Source organism: Inquilinus limosus (assembly GCF_051487185.1).
Lineage (GTDB): Bacteria > Pseudomonadota > Alphaproteobacteria > DSM-16000 > Inquilinaceae > Inquilinus > Inquilinus limosus_F.
The window spans coordinates 99987-121466 of sequence record NZ_JAHVDK010000001.1 but is presented as its reverse complement, the minus strand read 5'-3'; the positions used below and the strand labels follow the sequence as shown (position 1 = coordinate 121466).

Genomic DNA, 21480 nt, shown 5'->3' with positions numbered 1-21480 from the left:
GCATGACCATCAAGCGCATCGGCGTCGGCCCGCGCATGAGCCAGGCCGTCATTCATGACGGCCGCGTGTTCTTGGCCGGCCAGGTCGCCGACACGCCGACGCCGGATGTCGGCGAGCAGACCCGCCAGATCCTGGCGACGATCGACAAGCTGCTGGCCGAGGCCGGCACCGACAAGACGAAGCTGCTGACCGCCAACATCTGGCTGGCCGACATCGCCGATTTCGCCGCGATGAACGCGGCCTGGGACAGCTGGGTCTCGCCGGGCAACACCCCGGCCCGCGCCACGGTCGAGAGCAAGCTGGCCGGCCCGGAATACCGGGTCGAGATCCAGGTCACCGCGGCGATCTGATCGCAGCAGCCTTCCCTATCGTCATCGCGAGGCGCGAAGCGCCGTGGCGATCCAGCGTCTCGATCTCTGGATGGCCACGCCCCTGCGGGGCTCGCCATGACGGTTGTGGCCAGGCGGGGAGGCAGCCTCGCCGACGCCCTCACTCGATCGCGGAGAAGAACCGGTCCAGCCGCAGGCCTTCGGGCCAGGTCCAGACCGGCTGCGACCGCCGGCCGAGATCCCAGGACGCGACCACGAACGCGGCCTTGCCGACCAGGTCGCCGACCGGCAGGAGGCCCACCCCGCCGGCGGCCACGGGCAGGCGGCTGTCGGCCGAGTTGTCGCGGTTGTCGCCCATGACGAAGAGATGGCCGGGCGGGACCGTGACCTCCGGCATCTCGTCCAGCGGCCCCTGCGCGAACCGCTTGAAGATCGGGTGGCTGACCCCGCCCGGCAGCGTCTCGATCAGGCGGACGGCGAGCATGGTGGTGCCGTCGCCGCGCTCCACCTTTCCCTCGCCGTCCGGCCGCAATTCGACCGGCTCGCCGTTGATCCACAGGCGCCCGTCATGCATCGCAACGCGGTCGCCCGGCAGCCCCACCACCCGCTTGACCCAGGTCTGGGACGGATCGCCGGGCCAGCGGAAGACGACCACGTCGCCGCGGGCCGGCAGCCGCCCCAGCACCCGGCCGCCCTCGGGTAGGGTCAGGCCGAAGGGCAGAGAGGCCGTGCTGTAGCCGTAGCTGAACTTCGCCGCCACCAGCTCGTCACCGATCTGCAGCGTCGGCTCCATCGAGCCGGAAGGCACGTAGAAGGGCTCGGCGATCGCAGCCTTGCCGATGGCGATCACCAGCAGCAGCGCCGCCAGCTCGCCCGCGCCGCGCAGCCAGCGCCGGGCGCTTCTTCCGTTCTGCGATGCCGTATCGGTCGCCATGGCGCACCTCCGAGGCCGCGACGTTCGCGCCGCGCCCGGCCCCGGACAAGTTACGAATGGGACAGGATCAGCCCGGCTCGAGGCCGGTGAGGCGGGCACTCAACCGTCGCAGCCTCTCCCGCGCCGCCGGATCCTCGGCCTGGGCCAGCGGCCGGGCCGGACGCTGGCCGTTGTAGTAGACGCCGCTCTCGCCCTCCCGCTCGGGCGAGACCGCGAGCGCCAGGATCGCCTCCCCTCCCTCCTCCACGGTGCTGGTCGGCCGGAAGCCGCCCTGCCGGACCATGGTCGTGTCCATATGGGTCGCGGGGTGCAGGCAGGTGGCGGTGACGCCGCTGCCGCGCAGCTCCTCCGCCAGGTCAAAGGTGAACAGGATCTGCGCCAGCTTGCTCTGGCAATAGGCGCGGAGGCCGCTGTAGCCGCGGGTCAGCATGACGTCGTCGAAATCGATCGTCTGCTGCCCGGCCGAGGCGACGTTGACGATCCGTGCCGGCGCGCTGCGTCGCAGCGCCGGCAGCAGCAGCCGAGTCAGGAGGAAGCCGGCGAGGTAGTTCACGGCGAAGCGCAACTCGTGCCCGTCGGCACTGGTCTCGCGCCGGTCCGGACCCGGGCCGGTGCCGATGCCCGCATTGTTGATCAGCACGTCGAGCCTGTCGTGCCGCGCCAGCACGGTCTCGGCCAGGCGCCGCACCTCGGCCAGTGAGGACAGGTCGGCCGGCAGGAACTCGGCGCTGCCGCCCTCGGCCCGGATCGCCTCCAGCTCCGCCCGGCCGCGCTCCTCGCTGCGGCCGTGCAGCAGCACATGGGCACCGTCGGCCGCCAGCCGGCGCGCGACCCAGCGGCCGACCCCGTCGGTCGAGCCGGTGATCAGGACGGTCTTGCCGTGCAGGTCCATGCCTCGCGCTCCCCTGTCTTCGTCTGATGACCGGAAGAAGATGGGGATGACTGATCCACCATGAACCTCTCGGCGGCTATTCGTCCCAGGACCGCAACCCCAGCAGTTTCTCGCCCAGCGGGGTCAGCCTGGCACGCTCGTAGCGGGTCTTCTCCCATTCCCGCGGGTCGCCGGGGAAGGCGTAGCCCTGCGGCGGCTCGCGGTCGCGCCAGGAGCGGATGCGCCAGTCGCGCAGCTGGGCATTGCCTTCATCGGCCGGCGTCATCGAGATGTACTGCGCCATCCGCACCTGGTCCTGCGACCGGTTCGGCCGGATGCCGTGCGCCAGCAGGCTGTTGAAGATCAGGAGGTCGCCGGCCTTCATGGTGATGTTCCTGATCTCGAAGCCGGTGGTGTCCGGCGCCCAGGGGTTGCGGTCGGCCGGCTGGGTCTCGCGCCAGGTCTCCAGCGTCCGGAACAACTCCGGCACGCATTGGAAGCCGCCCATCTCCGGATCGGTGTCGACCAGCGACAGCACGCCCTGGCAGTTCACCGGCAAGGGTGTCAGCGAGGTGTCGGCGTCCCAGTGGATGAAACCGTTGAAGCCGCGCGCCTGCCGGTTCGGCGGGTTCAGATTGGCGCGGTCGATCGTGACCCACAGCCGCTCGGTGTCCCAGATGTCGACAAAGGCGTCGTAGATCCGCGGGTGCTGCCGGTTGTCCCACAGAAACTGGTGGTTGTAGATCTCGACCATGCCGCTGTTGTTCAGCTCCTTCATCGCATGGTCGCGCAGCTGCGGCTTGTACCAGCTCTCCGGATCCTTCGGATCCATCTCCTGGAATTCCCACAGCAGGTCCCGGGTGCGCCGGATGTTCTCGGCCGGCACCGCGTTGGGGACGATGACGTAGCCCCAGGTGGTCCAGTGCTGCCAGTCCGCCTCGGACAGGACGCGCAGCGGCAGCGCCTTCTCGATGTCCTTGAGCTGGGTGTCGTAGGTGTAGGCGACCGAGGCGTTGCCCGGCCGGTTGTCCCCGTACTGATAGCGGTCCATCGGCGTTTCCCCTGATCGGCGCGGCGTCGTTCGGCCACCCATGTCGGGGACTCTATCGCCGTCCGGCCTCGCCATGTTGGCGTCGCCTGCCGAAAACTGATACTGGAGTCGCGTCGGATGGCCTGGCCGCCGTCCTCCTGTATCAGTTTCAGGCCATGCAGCCGGTCTTCGAGAAGGTGACGGTGCCGCCGGGCGCGTCCTGGACGCTGCTGAACCGGCGGCTGGACGACGCCATTCCCTTCGAGTGGCACTACCACCCCGAGTTCGAGCTGACGCTGACCCTGAACAGCCGCGGCCAGCGCCATGTCGGCGACCATCTGGGCCAGTACGACGACGGCGACCTGGTGCTGGTCGGCCCCAACCTGCCGCACACCTGGTGCTCGCGCGAAAGGATCGACCCGACGCGGCCGCACATCGCCCTGGTGATGTGGTTCACACCGGACTGGGCGGCGCGGCTGGTCGAGTCTCTGGCCGAGCTGCGGCCGGTCGGGCGCATCCTCGACGAGGCCGGGCGCGGCCTCGCCTTCTCCGCCGAGCCGCCGCCGCGGTGCGCCCGGCGATCGAGGCGATGCCGGATCTCGACCCCGCCGGCCGCCTTCTGCGGCTGATCGAGGTGCTGAGCGCGCTGGCGCGGGACGACGGCCGGGTGCCGCTGGCCGCCCCGGCCCCGCTTCCGGCCGCCGTGGCGGCGCCGGAGCAGGCGCGGATCGACCGGGTGCTGAACCACATCCATGCGCATTATCGCGACGAGATCCCGATCGCGGCGCTGACGGACCTGGCCTGCCTCAGCCCCTCGGCCTTCCACCGCTTCTTCCGCCGGCACACGCGGATGACGGTGTCGCGCTACGTCGCGCAGCTGCGCATCGGCCAGGCCTGCTCGCTGCTGATCAACAGCGACCGGCCGATCGCCCACATCGCGGACGAGGTCGGCTATCCCAACATCGCCAACTTCAACCGACAGTTCCGGGCGCTGAAGGCGATGACCCCGCGCGAGTTCCGCCGCAGCTTCCGGGGGTGAGCCGGCCTTACCCTTTCCCAGGCAAAGGGTGGCCCGGCATCAGCTCATAGGCGGGGGTCCAGCCGGGCAGCGCGCGGATGCGGCCGAGCCAGGCCTCGATCCGCGGATAGCCGTCCGCCCAGTCGACACCGATCTCCTCGGGCCAGAACAGATAGCTGCACAGCGAGATGTCGGCGATGGTCGGCTTCGCCCCGAGCACGAAGTCGCGTCCGGCGAGATGGCCGTCCAGCACCTTCCAGGCCGCCCGCGCCCGCCCTTCGAGGAAGGCGATCACCGCCGGATCGGCCGGGTCCTTGGCGAAGTTCCGGAACCAGCGCAGCGTCGCCGTGTAGCTGGTCAGCTTATGGTTGTCGAACAGGATCCAGCGCAGCACCTCCTCCGCCTCGGCCTCGCCCTCCGGCGCGAACCTGCCGAAGCGGCGGGCGAGGTGATGCAGGATCACGCCGGACTGGCTGATCAGGCGGCCTTCGGCCTCCAGCACCGGCACCTCGCCCATCTCGTTGACGGCGCGGTACTCCGGCGTGCGGGTCTCGCCATTGAAGAAGTCGACGAAGCGCGGCCGCCAGTCGGCCCCGCACAGCGCCAGCATCAGCGCCGCCTTGTAGGCGTTGCCCGACTGGGCGAAGCAATGCAGCACGTATTCCGCCATCCTTATCCCCTCCGTCAGAGCGGCTTGGTCATCTCGATCCAGGTCGGCTTGTCGTAGCCGGGATGGGCGTGCAGCGCCCCCTCGGCGAAGCCGAGCGATGCGAAGAAGCGGCGGTTGCCGTCCAGCGCCAGCCGCACCCCCAGGGTGAGACGGCTGCCGCCCAGCCGCCGCGCCTCGGCCTCCGCCGCCGTCATCAGCGCCCGGCCGACGCCGACATGGCGATACTCAGGCGCGACCGCGACCCGGCCGACATAGATGTCGCCGCCGTCGCGCCGCTGCAGGAACAGGCAGCCGACCGCCGCCCCGCCTGCCTCGGCCACCAGCCCCTGCTCGCGGCCCAGCAGCGCGGCGATGCTCTCCGCTGTCTCCCGCACGGCGCCGGGCGGCGGGTCGAGCCGGCCGACATGCTCCGCGAAGGCGCCGCGGATCAGCGCCGCCACCGCCGCGATCTCATGGCTGTCCCGACGCATCGGCCGGACCGTCAGCCCGGCTTCGGTCGCGCCGCTGCCCTGCCCCGCCTTCGCCATCGAAAAGCCCCGAGTCGACTGCCCCAATATGCAGGCCAGTATGGGGCCGGCGGAGACAACCCCGCCCACCGCAATTCGAAGGGGGAGACCATGAATCATCGCATGACCGCGGGCGTCGCGACCATTGCCGCCGTGCTCGCGGCGGCGCCGGCCTGGGCGCAGAGCGGCAATCGCGGCCTGCAGACCGTGCCGGACGGGGCCAAGGTCGCCGGCCACATGACCATCGACTTCAACTCGCGCAGCGTCCGCAACAACATCGGCCTCGACCGGTACAGCATCGAGACCCTGACGGTCGCGGATCTGATGGCCTATTCCGGCTCGGCCCAGCGCAAGCCGGAGGACACGATCACCTACAGCCTGAAGATCGACGTCAACAACCCGCAGAACCCGAGCCAGGTCGCCAAGGAAGTCGCGATCCTGCGCGGCGAAACGCCGATCGACGAGGGTGGGCGTTACCAGCCCGAGGCCGGCAATCTGCGGCTCGACATCGTCAAGGGCCAGCAATCCTCCGGCAAGTTCGGCGGCGTCATCCAGGGCCGCGAGGTGACGCGCTGGTGGGAGCTGGGCGAGCAGATCAGCCGCGCCTCGGCGGCGGCGGACAAGCTGTATTCCCGCACCGTCAACGGCAAGGTGGTGACGATCCAGGTGAAGAACCCGGACCCGCTGTCCTTCCAGGGGCTGGTGCTGGCGCCGGGGCCGTTCTCATTTCTGCCGCAGACCCGCGTCTCGGGCGATCTCGACTACGACTACGAGCTCGGCAACTGGCTGACCGACAACAGCGGCATCACCTTCCAATATTCCATCGGCAACCAGGCCTATACCGACAAGGTCACCGGCTCGATCCGTTATGTCGAGGAGGAGGGCAGCTTCACCGACGCCAAGGGGCAGAGCCGCAACTACACCGGCTATTACGACTACAACCTGCGCTTCAACGAGCCGGTGGTGAAGCCGGAGGAGGTGTTCTTCGGCGGCGAGAACAAGGATGCCGATGTCGAGGCGTTCTTCGGCACGGTGGAACAGAACCAGGCCGGCCTCTACGGCCGCGTCTATTATGACGACACCGAGGACGGCTGCCGCCGCGAGAAGACCGAGTCCGGCCAGATGGAGTGCATCGGCCCGACCCGGTCGGAAGTGTACTGGGACCTCAAGCCGGTGAAGCTGACCTACAGCCAGCTCGGCAACTGGTTCAAGCTCGAGCCGCTGATGATCGGGCCGTTCAACGACGAGTGAGGCCGGCTTCAGCCGTCTGCGCCCACCCCCTCACCCTCCCGGCCCTGACGGGCCGGGCCCCTCCCTCTCCCCTAGGAGAGGGAAATCACCTCTCCTCGGGGAGAGGTCGAAATCGCGCAGCGATTTCGGGTGAGGGGGTGGCTCCGGCCCATCCGTCCGTCGGTGCGCTCTCCTACCCCGGCAGCGGTCCGGTGGGATCGGCGTGGCCGTCATGATGCTCGTCGGCGGCCGAGGAGACCTCGACCTCGCGGAACCGCACCCGGTTCTGCCGCGCCACGGTGGCCCGGCGCAGCTCGTCCAGCCGGGTCTCCGGCGCGGCGATCGGGCCGATCAGGATGTTCGGGGCCGACTGGTCGCGCGTGGTCAGCCCGACCGTGCCCAGCCCCAGCACCAGCCAGTGCAGCGGCCGCGACAGCGAGAAGTCGCGCACCCGGAACAGCTCCACCTCCTCCCGCTTCCGCACCAGGAGGCCGGAGCGGATGATCAGGCGCTCGGTCGTCAGCTCATAGCTGGTCAGCCAGCGCCAGGCGGTCCAGACGAGCGCCAGCACGATCGGCACCGCGGCCAGCGGCCCGCCGATGAGGCCGAGCAGCACCGCCAGCACGACGGCCAGCACCCAGATGTAGAACGTCGCGCGCAGCGCGGTGCGGATCTTCCAGATCGTCGTCTCGCCGGCGGCCCCGGTCGGGGTGTCCTGGGCGGCGTCCCGGGTGGTCTCGGCCATCATCGCTCCCCTTGGCTCATGCCGGAGCGAAGGGTACGGTCGAACCGCACGGCCGTCCATCCGCGTCCGCCGGCACAGGAGTCCGAGACGATGAGCTGGCAACCGACCCGCGCCCCGGTCATCGGCGACACGCCCTGCCCCTTCGTCGAGACCGTGGTGATCCCGCGCACCGCCGACATCGGCGGCTTCGAGGTGCGGCGCGCCGTGCCGTCGATGCAGAAGCGCTCGGTCGGGCCCTTCGTCTTCGTCGACGAGATGGGCCCGACGCTGTTCGGCGCCGGCGAGGGCATCGACGTGCCGCCGCACCCGCATATCGGCCTGGCCACCGTGACCTATCTCTTCGCCGGCGAGCAGACCCATCGCGACAGCCTGGGCACCCGCCAGTTGATCCGCCCCGGCGACGTCAACTGGATGACCGCCGGACGCGGCATCGCCCATTCCGAACGCACGCCGCCGGCGCTGCGCGCCACCGGGTCGACCCTGTTCGGGGTGCAAACCTGGGTCGCCCTGCCCGCCCCTTACGAGGAGGTGGAGCCGAGCTTCGCCCACCACGGCGCCGAGGACCTGCCGGTGATCGAGGATGCGGGCAAGACCGTGCGGCTGATCGTCGGCTCGGCCTATGGCGCCCGCTCGCCGGTCGCCACCTTCTCCGAGACGCTGTACCTCGACGCGGCGCTGGAGGCCGGGGCGGTGCTGCCGCTGCCGGCGGAGCATGAGGAGCGGGCGGTCTATGTCGTCTCCGGCAGCATCCGGATCGGCGGCGACGATTTCCCGCCGCAGCGCCTCTTGGTGCTGCGCCCCGGCGACAAGGTCGATGTCGAGGCGCTGGAGGAGACGCGGTTGCTGGTGTTCGGCGGCGAGCCGCTCGACGGCCCGCGCAAGCTGTGGTGGAACTTCGTCGCCCGGAGCCGGGAGCGCATCGAGCAGGCCAAGGAGGATTGGCGCGAAGGCCGCTTCGGCGCGATCCCGGACGAGACCGAGAGGCTGCCGCTGCCGGAGCGGTGAGTGGAGAGCCTTGCCCTTTCTGTCATTGCCGGGCTTGACCCGGCAATCCAGAGAGCGTCGACATCTTCTGGATGCCCGGGTCAAGCCCGGGCATGACAATTAAGGGGCCCAACCTACGTCCCCGACGAATCCTCCCGCAGGTGTTCCACCAGCCGTCTCGCATGCAGCGGCAGGGCGTCGAGGCGGCGGACGCAGATCGACAGCCGACGCAGCGCCCAGGGATCGGACAGCGGCACCGCCCGGATCGCCATGCTGCGGCGGCAGCGCCGGGCCGCGGTCTCCGGCACCACCGCCAGGCCGACACCCTGCTCCACCATCCGGCACACCGCGTCGAAGCCGCCGAGCCGCACCCGCAGCTTGAGCGGCCGCCCGGCCCGGGCGGCGTGGCGGGCGAGATGGTCCTGCAGCGCGCTGCCGGGGCTGAGGCCGACGAAATCCTCGGCCAGCGCCTCGGCGAAGGCGACGCGGCGCCGGGCCGACAGCGGATGGCCACGCGGCACCGCCAGCACCAGCCGGTCGATCCGGAACGGGAGGCTCTCCAGCCCGCTGTTCTCGATCCCGCCGCCATCCGCCGCGTCGGCGACGATGCCGAGATCCGCCAGCCCTGCCGCCACCGCCTCGACGATGGCATGGCTCGGCCGTTCCTCCAGGTCGATGTCGATACGGGGATGGGCGGCGAGCCATTCGGCCAGCGGGCCCGGCAGGAATTCGGTGAGGGCCGCGGTGTTGCTGAGGATGCGGACATGGCCCTTGAGACCGCGGGCATAGTCGCCGAGCTCGCCGCGCATCCGCTCCATCTGCTGCAGCACCAGCCGGGCGTGGTGCAGCACCGCCTGGCCAGCCGGGGTCGGAGCGACGCCGCGGCGGCCGCGCCGCAGCAGCGCCGTACCCGCCGCCGCCTCCATGCCGCGGATGCGGGCGCTGGCCGAGGCCAGGGCCAGATTCGCCCACTCAGCGCCAGCGGTGATGCTGCCGGCCTCCGCGACGTGCAGGAACAGGCGCAGATCGGTCAGGTCGAAACGCATCGGCAGGTTCTCCCGGAGCACCCCCAGCCTTCGTGCCGGCCGAAGGCTGGCTACGCCACTCCCACATTGTCCCCTGGAGCTGCGCCGGGCAAGGTCCGGCCATGCTGGACCCGCTGCCGCTCCTCCTCGTCGCCCTCACCTTCCTCCTCGCCGGCTTCGTCAAGGGCGTGGTCGGGCTCGGCCTGCCGACCGTGGCGATGGGGCTGCTCGGCCTGGCCATGGCGCCGGCCCAGGCGGCGGCGCTGCTGGTGGTGCCGTCGCTGGTGACCAATCTCTGGCAGCTTCTCGCCGGGCCGCGCTTCGGCGGGCTGCTGCGCCGGCTGTGGCCGATGATGGCCGGGATCTGCCTCGGCACCTGGGCCGGGGCCGGCCTTCTGACCGGCGCCGGCGCCGGGCGCGCCACCGTCGCCCTCGGCGCGGCGCTGGCGGCCTATGCCGCGATCGGTCTCGCCGGGCCGCGCTTCTCGGTGACGGCGCGGGCCGAGCGCTGGTGGTCGGCCCCGGTCGGCGCCGCCACCGGCCTGGTCACCGCCGCCACCGGTGTCTTCGTCATCCCGGCGGTGCCGTTCCTGCAGGCACTGGGGTTGGAGAAAGAGGATCTGGTGCAGGCGTTGGGCCTGTCCTTCACCGTCTCGACCCTGGCCCTCGCCGCCGGGCTGGCGCGCGACGGCGCCTTCCCGCTGGCCGCCGCCGGCACCTCGCTGCTGGCCCTCGCCCCGGCGCTGGCCGGCATGGCGGCCGGGCAATGGCTGCGGCTGAGGGTGCAGCCGGAGGTGTTCCGGCGCTGGTTCTTCCTCGGCCTTCTGATCCTCGGCTCGGATCTGGCGCTGCGGCCGCTTCTCTGAGACCCGCGATCGGCCCGCTCACTCCGGCGCGACGCAGCCGCCGCCCGCATAGGCATAGCTGGCGACGCGGTTGGCGGCGTTGAAGTAGAACGTCGCCAGGCAGCGACGGCTGATCGCATAGGGCGGGACGTAGCTGTCGCCATAGGCCGTCCGCAAGCCGCCATAATAGTAAGGGCCGCGCGCGAAAACGGGCCGGTTGGTGTAATAGCCGCCGCCGGTCTGCACCCAGGACAGGTTGAATTGGGCATAGCGCCGCCCGTCCTCGGTCCGGCTCTCATAGAGGGGCGGGCCGTACAGCACGACGAGCTGGTCCTTCGGCGAGCCGATCAGCCGGTCCATCCCCTTGCGGAAGCCGGCCTCGGTGGCGCAGCTGGCCAGCAGCGCGCCGACGAGAAGCATGGTCGAGGTGCGGAAGCGCGCGGTCATTCTCGGTCTCCGCGTTCAGCATCCCGGGCCATCGAACCACCCTGGCTTGGCAGGAAGATGGCGCCACGACCTTAAGTTTCGGTCCGACCCGGCCGATGGTTAGCATCCGCCGGGCCGGACCGGGGCGCCGCGGGTCACAACGGCAGGTTGTCGTGCTTCTTCCAGGGGTTCTCCAGCTTCTTGTCGGCCAGCATCGCCAGCGCCTTGCAGATCCGCCGCCGCGTGTTGTGCGGCATGATCACGTCGTCGACATAGCCGCGCGCCGCGGCGACGAAGGGGTTGGCGAATTTCTGGCGGTATTCCTCGGTCCGCGCCGCGATCTTCTCGGCGTCGCCGAGATCGGCGCGGAAGATGATCTCGACCGCGCCCTTCGGCCCCATCACCGCGATCTCCGCCGTCGGCCAGGCGTAGTTGACGTCGCCGCGCAGGTGCTTGGACGCCATCACGTCATAGGCCCCGCCATAGGCCTTGCGAGTGATCACCGTGACCTTCGGCACTGTCGCCTCGGCATAGGCGAACAGCAGCTTGGCGCCGTGCTTGATGATGCCGCCGTATTCCTGGCTGGTGCCGGGCAGGAAGCCGGGCACGTCGACGAAGGTGACGATCGGGATGTTGAAGGCATCGCAAAAGCGGACGAAGCGCGCCGCCTTGCGGCTGGAATCGATGTCCAGGCACCCGGCCAGCACCATCGGCTGGTTGGCGACGATGCCGACGGTGCGGCCCTGCATCCGCGCCAGGCCGATGACGATGTTGCCGGCGAAGGTCGGCTGCAGCTCGAAGAACTCGCCCTCGTCCACCACCTTCCCGATCAGCTCCTTCATGTCGTAGGGCTTGTTCGGGTTGGCCGGGATCAGCGTGTCAAGCGACATCTCGGGCCGGTCGGCCGGGTCCTCGGTCGGGCGGACCGGCGCCGGCGCGCGGTTCGAGGACGGCAGGAACCCGACGAAATCGCGCAGCCGCAGCAGCGCCTCGACATCGTCCTCGAAGGCCAGGTCGGCGACGCCGGACTTGGCGGTGTGGGTGATGGCGCCGCCGAGATCCTCGGCCGTCACCACCTCATGCGTCACCGTCTTCACCACGTCCGGGCCGGTGACGAACATGTAGGAGCTGTCCTTCACCATGAAGATGAAGTCGGTCATCGCCGGCGAATAGACGGCGCCGCCGGCGCAGGGCCCCATGATCAGCGAGATCTGCGGCACCACGCCGGAGGCCAGGACGTTGCGCTGGAACACCTCGGCATAGCCGCCGAGCGAGGCCACCCCCTCCTGGATCCGGGCGCCGCCCGAGTCGTTCAGGCCGATCACCGGGGCGCCGACCTTCATCGCCTGGTCCATGACCTTGCAGATCTTCTCGGCATGCGCCTCGGACAGCGAGCCGCCGAACACCGTGAAGTCCTGGCTGAAGACGAAGACCAGCTTGCCGTCGATGGTGCCGAAGCCGGTGACCACGCCGTCGCCCGGCACCTTCTGCTCGGCCATGCCGAAATCCGCCGAGCGGTGCTCGACGAACATGTCCCACTCCTCGAAGGAGCCGGGATCGAGCAGGACCTCGAGCCGCTCGCGCGCCGTCAGCTTGCCCTTGGCGTGCTGGGCCTCGACCCGCTTCTTGCCGCCGCCGAGGCGCGCCGCCGCGCGCTTCTTCTCGAGCACCTCAAGGATGTCGCGCATTCTCTCCCCGCGGATGTCCGCACAGCGTCATCCGTCTGCAATACCACGCGGAGCGGAGCCGGGCGAGATCGGGGCTTGCCAGCCGGGTGGGCCTTGAGTCTGATATCGTCTGACATTCCGCGCGAAGGACCAGCCATGAAGATCGACCCGATGATCGCCGGCTTCGCCGACGAGCTGACCGCATGGCGGCGCGACATCCACGCCCATCCCGAGCTGGGCTTCGAGGAGCACCGCACCAGCGCCCTGGTGGCGGAGCGGCTGCGCGCCTTCGGCTGCGAGGTGGCGACCGGCATCGGCCGCACCGGCGTGGTCGGCACCCTCCGGGTCGGCAACAATCCGCGGGCGATCGCGCTGCGCGCCGACATGGACGCGCTGCCGATGCCGGAGGCGAACGGCTTCGCCCACCGGTCGCAGAATCCGGGCGTCATGCATGCCTGCGGCCATGACGGCCACACCACCATGCTGCTGGGCGCGGCCCGCTATCTGGCGGCGACGCGGAATTTCGACGGCACGGTGCACTTCATCTTCCAGCCGGCGGAGGAAGGCCGCGGCGGGGCGCAGGCGATGATCGCGGACGGGCTGTTCCGGCAGTTCCCCTGCGAGGCGGTGTTCGGCATGCACAATTTCCACACGCTGGAGGCCGGCCGGGTGGGGGTGCGCCCCGGCCCGGCGATGTCCGGCGGCGGCGTCTTCGATATCGAGGTCGCCGGCCGCGGCGCCCATGGCGCGCTGCCGGAGACCGGCGTCGACCCGGTGCTGATCGCGGCGCATCTGGTGACGGCGCTGCAGAGCGTCGTCGCCCGCAACGTCTCGGCACTCGACTCCGCCGTGGTCAGCGTCACCCAGATCCATGCCGGCGACGCCTACAACGTGATCCCCGACACGGCGGTGCTGCGCGGCACCTTCCGCGGGCTGCGGCTGGACGTGCTGGAGGCGGTGAAGGCCCGGATCGAGACGATCGCCCGCGACGTCGCCGCCGCCTTCGGCGGCCGGGCCGAGCCGCAGGTGCAGATCCGGGTGATCCCGCTGATCAACGACGCGGCCGAGGCCGCCTGGGCCGCCGGCGCCGCCGCCGAGGCGCTGGGCGCCGACGCGGTCGAGCGCGACCCCGGCATCATCATGGCCTCGGAGGATTTCGCCTATATGCTGGCGGAGAGGCCGGGCGCCTTCCTGTTCATCGGCAACGGCAAGGGCAGCGTGCCGGTGCACAACCCGCATTACGACTTCAACGACGAGATCCTGCCGATCGGCGCCACGCTGTGGGCCCGGCTGGTGGAGGCGCGGTTGAAGAAGGCGGAGTGATCCCGCTTCGGACGCCGGGTTCCCCCATCTCGTCAGATCAGCAGGATGGGGCGTGGAGGCGAGAGCAGATGGCCTCTCCCGCCTGCGGGAGAGGTCGGGCTCGCGAAGCGAGACCGGGTGAGGGCAGGATACGGTCTCACCGAAAGCCCGGCTTTGCTGCAGGCGAGCAGATGATCTGCTCGATTTCCGAAGCTATGGCTCCTGTCATTGGGGGCCGCTGGCCCTCACCCGGAGCCGCTGACGCGGCTCCGACCTCTCCCGCAAGCGGGAGAGGCATCGGACTGCACTGGGGAGAAGTGTGATGCCGTAGCGCGCTTCCGAGAGGATGCGACCCGGGCATCACGAGGCATCGCCGCCGATATTGCCGTGCGACGCGCGGATCTCGAGGATCTGGACCCGGTCCGGCAGCTCGATCAGGAACTCCGGATCGCGGTCCAGATGATGGATGCGGGTCGGATCGCCGCCCGTGAACCGCGACATCGCCTCGATGCTCTCCCAATAGGAGATCGTGACGAACTCGGTTTCGTCGGCGCGGTCCTCGCGCAAGGTCTGGACGCCCATCGCCTTCTCGATCAGGGGCCTGATCCCGACCTCGTAGTTGTACGCCTCGTACTCGTCGGCGCGCTCCCGCGTCGTGCGGCCGCGCCAGATCCGGGCGATCATGGGACGTTTGGCATCACCGTTCATCATCTCCTCCTCACGCGCCATGCACGCGGCCGAGAAAGTCCCGTGCCAGGGTCACGATCTCGTCGAGATTGGTTTCGAGCGCCCAATGGCCGCCGTCGAGCAGGTGGAGCTCCGCCTCCGGCAGGTCGCGCAGATACGCCTTCGCCGATGCCTCCGGCATGTAGCCGTCCTGCGGCCCCCAGGCGATCAGCGTCGGCGGCCGATACTCGCGCAGATAGGCCTGGTATCTGGGGAACCAGCCTAGATTCTCCTTGAGCCCTTCCATCAGCCCGACCGCGATCTCGCGGCGTTTGGGCGTGTCCATCAATGGCCAGTGCAGTTTCCAGAGGTCGGGCGGGATGCGCTCGGCGAGATCGTCGCGTACGTCGTTCAGGAACTCGTCGCGGAACCCGTCCTCGCTCACCGCCTCGACGAGCCTGGCGCGCGCCTCGGCCGTCGGATTCGCGAAATAGCCGGTCAGATAGGCGTATTTCGGCCCGAGCACGTCCTCGTAGATGTCGCCGTTCTGGATGATCAGCGCCGCGATGCGATCCGGCCGCCGGATCGCCAGGCGCAGGCCGATCTGCGAGCCGTAATCGTGCAGATAAATCGCGAAGCGGTCGAGCTTCAGCGCCTGCGTGAACCGATCGAGGAACGCGGCATAGCCGTCGAAGTCGTAGGCGAAACCCTCGGGCGTGTCGCTGTAGCCGAAACCGGGGAAGTCCGGCGCGACGAGGCGCCAGCGGTCGGCCAGTTCCGCAATGAAATTGCGGAACTGGTACGAGGAGCAGGGATAGCCGTGCGGCAGCAGCACGGCAGGCGCGTCCGCCCGGCCCGCTTCGCGATAAAAAACGCGGATCCCGTCGATCGCGACATGCCGGTGTCTGACGCTCCGGTCGGCGGATGGTGGTATCAGGGGCATAGCAAACCGTCTCCATCGAACAGGGGACGAGGCGCGGTCTTCCACACCGCTTGCCGAGAGCTAGGCGGCCGCGGCGGCGCCCGCTTGCAAAAACTTGCTCATCTGCCGCAGCCCCGGGCCTCGCAGCGCTTCGCGCAGCGCGCTCGGGGTCGTCCCGAAGATCTTCCTGAAGGACCCGGTCATGTGGCTGTGGTCGGAGAACCCCATCCGGACGGCCAGGCCGCTGAGATCGGCCGCACCGTCAGCCAATTCCTCCAGCGCGACGGCCAGGCGAAGCCGCAAGCGGTACTGGCGGATCGTCATGCCGGTCTCGCGCCTGAACAGCCGCGCCAGATGGAAGGGCGAGCAGGCCGCGACATCGGCGATGGCATCGAGGCCGTGGTCCGCCGCCGGATCCACGGCGATGAAGGCACGCGCCCGCGCGACGCGCCGGCGCGCCGCGGGGGCATGGCAGTCGTTCGGCAGGAGGTCGAAATCGCCGGCGACCGCCCGCACGAGCTCGATCGCCGCCTCCTCGGCGGCGAGCCGCTCCGGCACACTCGCCGCGAGCGCGGACATGACCCGCCGGTTGAGCACCTGGGTGCGGGGGCGAAGATGCGTCCCGAGATCGCGCGCCAGCGGCTTCGGGCCGAAGGCCTCCGCCAGCAGCTCGGGGCCGAATTCGATGCAGGTCGACCGGTCCGGCACCTCCCGGTCATAGGGATGGCTCAGGCAATAGGCCTCGCCGCCCCGGTAGAGCAGCGCCAGCCCCGGTTCCGCCAGCGCCATCGTTCCGCGCGCATGGTAGGCGTGGACGCCCCGGCGGACGATGGTGATCGACGACATCCGGCCGCAGTGCTCGCACCCTCGCCCGGATTTCGGCGTGCGGCAGGAGACGTCCGCGACCGTCAGAAGCGGAGAGGACAGCAGGACGCGTGAGGTTGCAGCCATGGGCTTGTCCCGGTCTGACTCGCTGTCAGCCGGACAAGATAGGTCGCCTGTGCAGAGGCTCCAGTCAGCGGGCCGCCAGCTCGACCAGCCGCGCGGCTGCCTGCAGCTCGGCCCTGAGCGTCGCGCGCCGGGCGGCGGCCTCGGCGTCCTCGCCCCAGCGTTCGATCTGGAAGCTGGCGTCGAGCTCCGCCAGCTCGAAAGCGGTGTCGGCGTCGATCCGGCCGGCCAGCAGCGCCAGGCCGAGGACGAGCGAGCCGGTCAGCGCGGTTGCCTGGTGCAGCGCCGTCAGCCGCCACTCGTCCTGCGCCGCCACCGCCGCGCGCAGCGCCGCCAGGCTCGAGTCCGGCTGGGGCTGGTGAACGATGCCGGACGTCGCGGTGAGCGGCGCGTCGAGCGCGGTCATCGCCCAGTCGAGCAGCGGCTGCCAGGCGGCCTTTTGCCGTTCGGCCAGCGCCGCCGGCGTCTCGGCGCGGTAGCACAGCAGGTCGGTGCCGCCGTAGCCGGAGACGGTGTCGATGATGTGCGCGCGATTCGGCGCCACCCGGTCGATCGCCGTCGCCGCGAGCTGCATCAGCGGCATGGTCGCGGGCACGACATCGTCGCCCTGCGTCGCCCATTCCGCCGCCACCGCCTCGGCCAAGGCGCGGCTGGGCAGGATGAAGTCGGCCTTGGCCGGGCTCCTGATCGGCTTGCCGTCGAGGGCGATGCCGAATCCGTCGCCGGCCGGCACCACCGTCACCGTCTTGTAGAAGCGCTTCATGATCCGCCCCCTTCCCGCGTGGCGCCGATATCGGCAATCGCGGCCGCGGATGCAACCCGGATCAGACAGCACCAAGCAGGCACAACAGCGCCGCCAAGGTCCCGAGTCTTTCATCCTGGCGCCAGGGCGGCCCCAGCGCCCGGCCCGTCTCGGCCAGCCATGCGTTCAACCGATCTCCTGTCCAGCCGAGCACGGTCGCGCATCGGCCGGCAAGACCGTCCTCGGATACCCGTGAGATGAGCAGGCCGTGCCGGCCCGCAGCATCGACCAGGACGTCGCGGAACAACACGCCTTCGGCGGTGTGGATCAGCGCATGCGACGCCAGGATCGTGGTGAGGCCCGGCAGCGGCTTTGGCGGACCGGGCAGCAGGGCGCAGCCGACCGGACGCAGGCCGCGGCCCCGCAGATCCGCCAGAGTGTCGCCCAGCGACGCGTCCGCCCGCTCGCGGGCGGCTTCGGCATAGGAGTGGACCAATGCCTCGGCCGTGGCATCGTCCAGCCCCTCGGCAGCATGGTAGGGGAAACGCGCCTGGGCGTCGGCGGGATCGGCCGTCATCAGCTGGCGGCGGTCGACCACGCGCGGCATCGCCGGCGGCCCGGCGACGGCGACCAGCGCCGCCCAGCCCGAATGCGCCTTCAGCCCGATCGCGACGGCCTCGCCCGCATCCATGATCCGGCTTCCATCACGGCCCGCTCGGATGCTACCGCAAATCCGGATTTCCCACCGGGACCGCGATGCAGCTCGACCTGACCGACACCCTGTTCATCCTCGCCGTCGCCCTGGCGGTGGTCGCCGCCATGGCGGTGATGGACCGGCGCAAGCCGCCGCCGGGCGAGGTGCGGCTGTTCCCGGTGATCCCGGTGATGATGGTGGCGGCGCTGGTCGTGATCCTGATGCTGGCGCATCTGGTCTCGCTGCTCACCGGCCAGCCGTTCCAGGGGCGCGGGTTCTAACATCGGACTGTCCTGACGGAGCCGTCCCACCATCGTCATGGCGAGCCCCGCAGGGGCGCGGCCATCCAGCGGCACAGACCACTGGATGGCCACGGCGCTTCGCGCCTCGCCATGACGATGAGAAGGTCCCCGCCAGCGCTTCGTCTACTGCCCGTTCCAGGGCGTCAGCGCCTCGATCTTCAGCCGCCGCTGCTCCTCCTTCGGCAGCTTGTAGTCGCCCTTGTAGGGCGCCGATTCGAAGGAGCCGTAGGTCGGGTTGGCGATCGCGATCCAGTCGCGGCCCCAATGGTCCTTCGCCGCCTCGAACGCCTTCTGCCGCTCCTCCAGCGTGCCTTTGTAGGCATCGGTGAAGTCGCCGAAATTGTCGCCGATCAGCAGCAGGATCCGGTAGTCCTTGGCGATGAAGGCGCGGCGCGTGCCCTTGGCCGAGCTCCAGTCCGGCTGCTCCTTGGCGCTGAGGAAGGTGTCGACATTGCCGCCCATCGGAAAGCCGAGCGCCTTCATGTGCTCGACCGTCGCCGGCTCCTCCTCCTTGGTGCGGTTGGTGACGTAGAAGACCTTCACCCCCTTCGACGCCGCGTACTGGGTGAACTCGACCGCGCCGGGGATCGCGGTGTCGATCTTGGCGTTGACGTATTTCGTCCAGGTCTTGGGATCGAAGCCCGAGCCTTCGATCACATTGCGGGCCTGGTACGGCGAGGTGTTCAGGAGCGTGTCGTCGACATCGAGCACCACCGCCGGCGGGAAGTTCTTGAAGTCGCCGGTCTGCTCCGCCGGCGCCGCGGTGCGGGACGGGGCGGCCAGCGCCTCGTCGAGCCGGATCCGGGCCAGGGCATAGGCGCCGAGCGCATTGGCCTGGGCCTCGACCGAGGTCTGGTCCCACAGCACGGCGTTGAGATTGTCGTCCGGGCCAGGACCCTCCTGCGCCTGCGCGGCACCCACCAGCACCATCACCGCAAGGGCCGAGACCCATCCGTACCGCATCATCCGAAGCCTCCGATTGTTACAATTTCTTGACAGCATTTGAGCAAGCCCCGCCGGACCGCCGCAAGCCCGTTCGCGCCGGATGTCGCGTATCGCCGCGGCGTGTTAGGACTGCGAAGGCATGGAAGGGAGGACCGATGTACACGCTCTACGCCACATCGCTGACCGGCTCGGCGATCACCGAGATCATGCTCGCCCTGGCCGGAGTGCCCTATGAGATCAAGTCGGTCGACCCTTGGGAGAACGAGGCCGACCGCGAGGCGCTGCGGCGGCTCAATCCCCTGACCCAGCTGCCGGTGCTGATCCTGCCCGACGGCACGGTGATGACCGAGAGCGCCGCCATCACCCTGCATCTCGCCGATGTGGCGCCGCAGGCCGGCCTGGCGCCGCCGCCCGGCCACCCGGACCGGCCAGCCTTCCTGCGCCGTCTGATCTTCCTGGTCGCGGCGCTGTACCCGACCTGGACCTTCGGCGACGATCCCGGCCGCTGGGTGTCCGGCGACCAGGCCAAGGCCGAGCTGCGCGCCTCGACCGACGAGCACCGCAAGGTGCTGTGGCGGCAGATGGAGGCCGCCGCCGGCACGCCCTGGTTCCTGGGTGAGACGCGGTCGGCCATCGACATCTACATCGCGGTGATGAACCGCTGGCGGCCGCGCAGCGAGTGGTTCGCCGCCGAATGCCCGAAGCTGTCGGCGATCGCCGGGCGGCTGCGCGCCGACCCGGCCCTGGCCGCGGTGTGGCAACGAAACGAAGCCTGAGCCGTTCTTCCTCCGATCCCGCTCTCTCGACCGAGGCCCGACGTGAAGAAGCTGATCAACAACCCGCGCCATGTCCTGCGCGAGATGCTGGAAGGGTTCGTCGACCTGCATTCCGGCTTGGCCCTTTTGGAGGAAGAGGCCGTGGTGTTCCGCGCCGACCTGCCGGTGCCGGCGTCGCGGCCCGTCGCCCTCGTCTCCGGCGGCGGCAGCGGGCATGAGCCGGCCCATGCCGGCTATATCGGCCCCGGCATGCTGGCCGCGGCGGTGGCCGGCGACGTCTTCACCTCGCCCAGCGTCGACGCCGTGCTGGCCGGGATCCGCGCCGCCGCCGGCCCGGCCGGGGCGGTGCTGGTGGTCAAGAACTACACCGGCGACCGGCTGAACTTCGGCCTGGCGGCCGAGCTGGCGCGGGACGAAGGCATCCCGGTCGAGATCGTGGTGGTGGCGGATGACGTGGCGCTGCGCGACACGGTCGAGCCGGCGCGCCGCCGCGGCATCGCCGGAACCGTGCTGATCCACAAGGTGGCCGGCGCCGCGGCGGCGGCCGGCAGGCCGCTGGCCGAGGTCGCCGCCATCGCCCGCGCCGCGGCCGCCGATCTCGGCACCATGGGGGTGGCGCTGGGCGGCTGCACCGTCCCGACCAATGGCCGCCCAGGCTTCACCCTGGGCGACAACGAGATCGAGCTGGGGCTGGGCATCCACGGCGAGGCCGGGGTGCGGCGCGGGCCGATGCAGCCGGCGGACGCGCTGGTGGCCGAGATGCTGGAGGCGATCGTGTCCGATCGCGGGCTGGCCCAGGGCGACCGGGTGGTGCTGCTGGTCAACGGCCTGGGCGCCACGCCGCCGATGGAGCTGGCGATCGTCGCTCGCGCCGCCCTGGCCGAGCTGGCAGCGCGCGGCATCGCGGTGGAACGGGCCTGGGCCGGCAATTTCCTGACCGCGCTGGACATGCCGGGCTGCTCGCTGAGCCTGCTCAAGCTGAACGACGAGCGGCTCGCCCTGCTCGACGCGCCGGCGCAGGCCCCGGCCTGGCCGGGCGGCGGCCGGATCGGGCCGAAGCGCCGCATTCCCGCTCCGCTGCCGCCCCCGGCTGTCGAGATCGAGGTCGTCCCCTCGCCGATCGCCCCGGCGCTGAAGGCGGCCGGGTTGGCGGTGGCCGACGCGCTGATCAAGGCTGAACCCTATCTGACCGATCTCGACACCCGTGCCGGCGACGGCGATCTCGGCGCCAGCATGGTGCGGGCGGCGGAGGCGATCCAGGCCCTGCCCGACTCCGCCTGGGCCGACCCGTCGGGGGCGCTGGCCACGGTCGGCGACGCGCTGCGGCGGGCGATCGGCGGCAGCTCCGGCCCGTTCTACGCCACCGCTCTGCTGCGGGCGTCGCGGCGGCTCTCAGGTGAGGCGACGCCGACCCCGGCCGCCTGGGCCGAGGCCTTCACCATCGCGGTCGAGGCGATCGCCGAGCTGGGCGGCGCCAAGCCGGGCGACCGGACCATGCTGGATGCGCTGCATCCGGCGGCCGAGGCCTTCTCGGCCGGCCTGGCGGAAGGCAAGTCGCCGGAGGAGGCCTGGGCCGCCTGCGTCGCCGCGGCGGAAGCCGGCACCGACGCCACGGCACGGATGCTGCCGCGCCTCGGCCGCGCCAGCTATCTCGGCGAACGAGCCATCGGCGTGCCGGATGCCGGCGCCGCCGCCGCCCTGACCTGGTTGCAGGCGCTGACGGCGGTCGTGCGGTAGGGCGAGGCCTTTCCGGCGGCGCCCCCTCACCCTCCCGTCGCCTTCGGCGCCGGGCCCCTCCCTCTCCCCGAGGAGAGGGGAATACGAGCTGCAGCCTTTCACCTCTCCTTGGGGAGAGGTCGAAATCGCGTCAGCGATTTCGGGTGAGGGGGTGGCCTCGGCCTCG

The 21480-nt window shown here is 70.5% G+C and carries 25 protein-coding genes; 10 read left to right on the top strand and 15 right to left on the bottom strand.

Annotation, left to right across the window (positions count from 1 at the left end; translation table 11 throughout):
- Nucleotides 1-2: 2 nt before the first annotated feature.
- Entirely contained in the window at nucleotides 3-350 is a 348-nt protein-coding gene (locus KXR53_RS00620) for a RidA family protein (protein ID WP_437372379.1), read from the top strand.
- Between the two features lie 139 nt (nucleotides 351-489).
- Here the strand turns inward: KXR53_RS00620 and lepB are convergent, their stop codons facing one another.
- From lepB to KXR53_RS00605, 3 genes are all read right to left on the bottom strand, one after another.
- A complete protein-coding gene (lepB, locus tag KXR53_RS00615) occupies nucleotides 490-1263 on the bottom strand; it encodes a signal peptidase I (protein WP_437372377.1) in 774 nt (257 codons plus the stop codon).
- Between the two features lie 67 nt (nucleotides 1264-1330).
- Nucleotides 1331-2155: an SDR family NAD(P)-dependent oxidoreductase gene (locus KXR53_RS00610; RefSeq protein ID WP_437372375.1), complete on the bottom strand. Its 825-nt coding sequence runs from the start codon at nucleotides 2153-2155 to the stop codon at nucleotides 1331-1333.
- 76 nt (nucleotides 2156-2231) lie between these two features.
- Nucleotides 2232-3185 carry a phytanoyl-CoA dioxygenase family protein gene (locus KXR53_RS00605; RefSeq protein ID WP_437372373.1) on the bottom strand — a complete coding sequence of 318 codons (954 nt, stop codon included), beginning with the start codon at nucleotides 3183-3185 and terminating at the stop codon, nucleotides 2232-2234.
- A gap of 155 nt (nucleotides 3186-3340) precedes the next feature.
- Here KXR53_RS00605 and KXR53_RS00600 point away from each other — a divergent pair, with 155 nt between their 5' ends.
- Both KXR53_RS00600 and KXR53_RS00595 read left to right on the top strand, forming a co-directional pair.
- Nucleotides 3341-3793, top strand: coding sequence for a cupin domain-containing protein (locus tag KXR53_RS00600; RefSeq protein WP_437372371.1), 453 nt, complete (start codon nucleotides 3341-3343; stop codon nucleotides 3791-3793).
- A complete protein-coding gene (locus tag KXR53_RS00595; protein WP_437372369.1) occupies nucleotides 3733-4203 on the top strand; it encodes a helix-turn-helix domain-containing protein in 471 nt (156 codons plus the stop codon). The genes KXR53_RS00600 and KXR53_RS00595 overlap by 61 nt, the downstream gene beginning before the upstream one ends.
- A gap of 7 nt (nucleotides 4204-4210) precedes the next feature.
- Here KXR53_RS00595 and KXR53_RS00590 read toward each other — a convergent pair whose 3' ends face one another.
- Nucleotides 4211-4852 carry a glutathione S-transferase family protein gene (locus tag KXR53_RS00590; RefSeq protein ID WP_437372367.1) on the bottom strand — a complete coding sequence of 214 codons (642 nt, stop codon included), beginning with the start codon at nucleotides 4850-4852 and terminating at the stop codon, nucleotides 4211-4213.
- A 14-nt stretch (nucleotides 4853-4866) separates the two neighbouring features.
- Nucleotides 4867-5379 (bottom strand): GNAT family N-acetyltransferase, encoded by a 513-nt coding sequence (locus KXR53_RS00585; RefSeq protein WP_437372365.1) that lies wholly within the window; start codon nucleotides 5377-5379, stop codon nucleotides 4867-4869.
- Between the two features lie 90 nt (nucleotides 5380-5469).
- On the opposite strand from KXR53_RS00585, the gene KXR53_RS00580 reads away from it, so the two are divergent.
- Nucleotides 5470-6609 carry a hypothetical protein gene (locus tag KXR53_RS00580; protein ID WP_437372363.1) on the top strand — a complete coding sequence of 380 codons (1140 nt, stop codon included), beginning with the start codon at nucleotides 5470-5472 and terminating at the stop codon, nucleotides 6607-6609.
- Nucleotides 6610-6781: 172 nt separating this feature from the next.
- Here KXR53_RS00580 and KXR53_RS00575 read toward each other — a convergent pair whose 3' ends face one another.
- Nucleotides 6782-7333 (bottom strand): PH domain-containing protein, encoded by a 552-nt coding sequence (locus KXR53_RS00575; RefSeq protein WP_437372361.1) that lies wholly within the window; start codon nucleotides 7331-7333, stop codon nucleotides 6782-6784.
- A 90-nt stretch (nucleotides 7334-7423) separates the two neighbouring features.
- Here KXR53_RS00575 and KXR53_RS00570 point away from each other — a divergent pair, with 90 nt between their 5' ends.
- Nucleotides 7424-8338 (top strand): pirin family protein, encoded by a 915-nt coding sequence (locus tag KXR53_RS00570; protein ID WP_437372359.1) that lies wholly within the window; start codon nucleotides 7424-7426, stop codon nucleotides 8336-8338.
- A 113-nt stretch (nucleotides 8339-8451) separates the two neighbouring features.
- Here KXR53_RS00570 and KXR53_RS00565 read toward each other — a convergent pair whose 3' ends face one another.
- On the bottom strand, nucleotides 8452-9363 hold the full coding sequence (locus tag KXR53_RS00565) for a LysR substrate-binding domain-containing protein (protein WP_437372357.1): 912 nt from the start codon (nucleotides 9361-9363) through the stop codon (nucleotides 8452-8454).
- Nucleotides 9364-9464: 101 nt separating this feature from the next.
- On the opposite strand from KXR53_RS00565, the gene KXR53_RS00560 reads away from it, so the two are divergent.
- The gene (locus tag KXR53_RS00560; RefSeq protein ID WP_437372355.1) at nucleotides 9465-10208 is read left to right on the top strand and encodes a sulfite exporter TauE/SafE family protein; all 744 of its coding nucleotides are present in this window, start codon (nucleotides 9465-9467) and stop codon (nucleotides 10206-10208) included.
- 18 nt (nucleotides 10209-10226) lie between these two features.
- Here KXR53_RS00560 and KXR53_RS00555 read toward each other — a convergent pair whose 3' ends face one another.
- Together KXR53_RS00555 and KXR53_RS00550 are read right to left on the bottom strand one after the other, a co-directional pair.
- Nucleotides 10227-10634 (bottom strand): hypothetical protein, encoded by a 408-nt coding sequence (locus tag KXR53_RS00555; RefSeq protein ID WP_437372353.1) that lies wholly within the window; start codon nucleotides 10632-10634, stop codon nucleotides 10227-10229.
- A gap of 134 nt (nucleotides 10635-10768) precedes the next feature.
- A complete protein-coding gene (locus KXR53_RS00550; protein WP_437372351.1) occupies nucleotides 10769-12301 on the bottom strand; it encodes an acyl-CoA carboxylase subunit beta in 1533 nt (510 codons plus the stop codon).
- 135 nt (nucleotides 12302-12436) lie between these two features.
- Here KXR53_RS00550 and KXR53_RS00545 point away from each other — a divergent pair, with 135 nt between their 5' ends.
- Entirely contained in the window at nucleotides 12437-13603 is a 1167-nt protein-coding gene (locus KXR53_RS00545; RefSeq protein ID WP_437372350.1) for a M20 aminoacylase family protein, read from the top strand.
- Between the two features lie 339 nt (nucleotides 13604-13942).
- Here the strand turns inward: KXR53_RS00545 and KXR53_RS00540 are convergent, their stop codons facing one another.
- The 5 genes from KXR53_RS00540 to KXR53_RS00520 form a co-directional block, all read right to left on the bottom strand.
- Entirely contained in the window at nucleotides 13943-14290 is a 348-nt protein-coding gene (locus KXR53_RS00540) for an antibiotic biosynthesis monooxygenase family protein (protein ID WP_437372348.1), read from the bottom strand.
- 10 nt (nucleotides 14291-14300) lie between these two features.
- Entirely contained in the window at nucleotides 14301-15083 is a 783-nt protein-coding gene (locus tag KXR53_RS00535; protein ID WP_437372346.1) for an alpha/beta fold hydrolase, read from the bottom strand.
- A 168-nt stretch (nucleotides 15084-15251) separates the two neighbouring features.
- Nucleotides 15252-16121 carry a helix-turn-helix transcriptional regulator gene (locus tag KXR53_RS00530; RefSeq protein WP_437372344.1) on the bottom strand — a complete coding sequence of 290 codons (870 nt, stop codon included), beginning with the start codon at nucleotides 16119-16121 and terminating at the stop codon, nucleotides 15252-15254.
- 64 nt (nucleotides 16122-16185) lie between these two features.
- Nucleotides 16186-16881 (bottom strand): ATP12 family chaperone protein, encoded by a 696-nt coding sequence (locus tag KXR53_RS00525; protein WP_437372343.1) that lies wholly within the window; start codon nucleotides 16879-16881, stop codon nucleotides 16186-16188.
- A 61-nt stretch (nucleotides 16882-16942) separates the two neighbouring features.
- Nucleotides 16943-17551: a hypothetical protein gene (locus KXR53_RS00520; RefSeq protein WP_437372341.1), complete on the bottom strand. Its 609-nt coding sequence runs from the start codon at nucleotides 17549-17551 to the stop codon at nucleotides 16943-16945.
- 65 nt (nucleotides 17552-17616) lie between these two features.
- Between KXR53_RS00520 and KXR53_RS00515 the strand changes: the two genes are divergently transcribed.
- Complete coding sequence (locus KXR53_RS00515) at nucleotides 17617-17835, top strand: hypothetical protein (protein ID WP_437372339.1); 219 nt, start codon at nucleotides 17617-17619, stop codon at nucleotides 17833-17835.
- Nucleotides 17836-17979: 144 nt separating this feature from the next.
- Here the strand turns inward: KXR53_RS00515 and KXR53_RS00510 are convergent, their stop codons facing one another.
- On the bottom strand, nucleotides 17980-18822 hold the full coding sequence (locus KXR53_RS00510) for a 5'-nucleotidase, lipoprotein e(P4) family (protein ID WP_437372337.1): 843 nt from the start codon (nucleotides 18820-18822) through the stop codon (nucleotides 17980-17982).
- A 134-nt stretch (nucleotides 18823-18956) separates the two neighbouring features.
- Here KXR53_RS00510 and KXR53_RS00505 point away from each other — a divergent pair, with 134 nt between their 5' ends.
- A complete protein-coding gene (locus tag KXR53_RS00505) occupies nucleotides 18957-19577 on the top strand; it encodes a glutathione S-transferase family protein (protein WP_437372335.1) in 621 nt (206 codons plus the stop codon).
- A 42-nt stretch (nucleotides 19578-19619) separates the two neighbouring features.
- Nucleotides 19620-21314 carry a dihydroxyacetone kinase family protein gene (locus KXR53_RS00500; RefSeq protein ID WP_437372334.1) on the top strand — a complete coding sequence of 565 codons (1695 nt, stop codon included), beginning with the start codon at nucleotides 19620-19622 and terminating at the stop codon, nucleotides 21312-21314.
- Nucleotides 21315-21480: the final 166 nt, after the last annotated feature.

Excerpts from the sequence above, each read along its gene's own strand:
- KXR53_RS00620 (WP_437372379.1), top strand. The coding sequence starts at position 3 with ATGACCATCAAGCGCATCGGCGTCGGCCCGCGCATGAGCCAGGCCGTC.
- lepB (WP_437372377.1), bottom strand. The coding sequence starts at position 1,263 with ATGGCGACCGATACGGCATCGCAGAACGGAAGAAGCGCCCGGCGCTGG.
- KXR53_RS00610 (WP_437372375.1), bottom strand. The coding sequence starts at position 2,155 with ATGGACCTGCACGGCAAGACCGTCCTGATCACCGGCTCGACCGACGGG.
- KXR53_RS00605 (WP_437372373.1), bottom strand. The coding sequence starts at position 3,185 with ATGGACCGCTATCAGTACGGGGACAACCGGCCGGGCAACGCCTCGGTC.
- KXR53_RS00600 (WP_437372371.1), top strand. The coding sequence starts at position 3,341 with ATGCAGCCGGTCTTCGAGAAGGTGACGGTGCCGCCGGGCGCGTCCTGG.
- KXR53_RS00590 (WP_437372367.1), bottom strand. The coding sequence starts at position 4,852 with ATGGCGGAATACGTGCTGCATTGCTTCGCCCAGTCGGGCAACGCCTAC.
- KXR53_RS00585 (WP_437372365.1), bottom strand. The coding sequence starts at position 5,379 with ATGGCGAAGGCGGGGCAGGGCAGCGGCGCGACCGAAGCCGGGCTGACG.
- KXR53_RS00580 (WP_437372363.1), top strand. The coding sequence starts at position 5,470 with ATGAATCATCGCATGACCGCGGGCGTCGCGACCATTGCCGCCGTGCTC.
- KXR53_RS00575 (WP_437372361.1), bottom strand. The coding sequence starts at position 7,333 with ATGGCCGAGACCACCCGGGACGCCGCCCAGGACACCCCGACCGGGGCC.
- KXR53_RS00570 (WP_437372359.1), top strand. The coding sequence starts at position 7,424 with ATGAGCTGGCAACCGACCCGCGCCCCGGTCATCGGCGACACGCCCTGC.
- KXR53_RS00565 (WP_437372357.1), bottom strand. The coding sequence starts at position 9,363 with ATGCGTTTCGACCTGACCGATCTGCGCCTGTTCCTGCACGTCGCGGAG.
- KXR53_RS00560 (WP_437372355.1), top strand. The coding sequence starts at position 9,465 with ATGCTGGACCCGCTGCCGCTCCTCCTCGTCGCCCTCACCTTCCTCCTC.
- KXR53_RS00555 (WP_437372353.1), bottom strand. The coding sequence starts at position 10,634 with ATGACCGCGCGCTTCCGCACCTCGACCATGCTTCTCGTCGGCGCGCTG.
- KXR53_RS00550 (WP_437372351.1), bottom strand. The coding sequence starts at position 12,301 with ATGCGCGACATCCTTGAGGTGCTCGAGAAGAAGCGCGCGGCGGCGCGC.
- KXR53_RS00545 (WP_437372350.1), top strand. The coding sequence starts at position 12,437 with ATGAAGATCGACCCGATGATCGCCGGCTTCGCCGACGAGCTGACCGCA.
- KXR53_RS00540 (WP_437372348.1), bottom strand. The coding sequence starts at position 14,290 with ATGAACGGTGATGCCAAACGTCCCATGATCGCCCGGATCTGGCGCGGC.
- KXR53_RS00530 (WP_437372344.1), bottom strand. The coding sequence starts at position 16,121 with ATGGCTGCAACCTCACGCGTCCTGCTGTCCTCTCCGCTTCTGACGGTC.
- KXR53_RS00525 (WP_437372343.1), bottom strand. The coding sequence starts at position 16,881 with ATGAAGCGCTTCTACAAGACGGTGACGGTGGTGCCGGCCGGCGACGGA.
- KXR53_RS00520 (WP_437372341.1), bottom strand. The coding sequence starts at position 17,551 with ATGGATGCGGGCGAGGCCGTCGCGATCGGGCTGAAGGCGCATTCGGGC.
- KXR53_RS00515 (WP_437372339.1), top strand. The coding sequence starts at position 17,617 with ATGCAGCTCGACCTGACCGACACCCTGTTCATCCTCGCCGTCGCCCTG.
- KXR53_RS00510 (WP_437372337.1), bottom strand. The coding sequence starts at position 18,822 with ATGATGCGGTACGGATGGGTCTCGGCCCTTGCGGTGATGGTGCTGGTG.
- KXR53_RS00505 (WP_437372335.1), top strand. The coding sequence starts at position 18,957 with ATGTACACGCTCTACGCCACATCGCTGACCGGCTCGGCGATCACCGAG.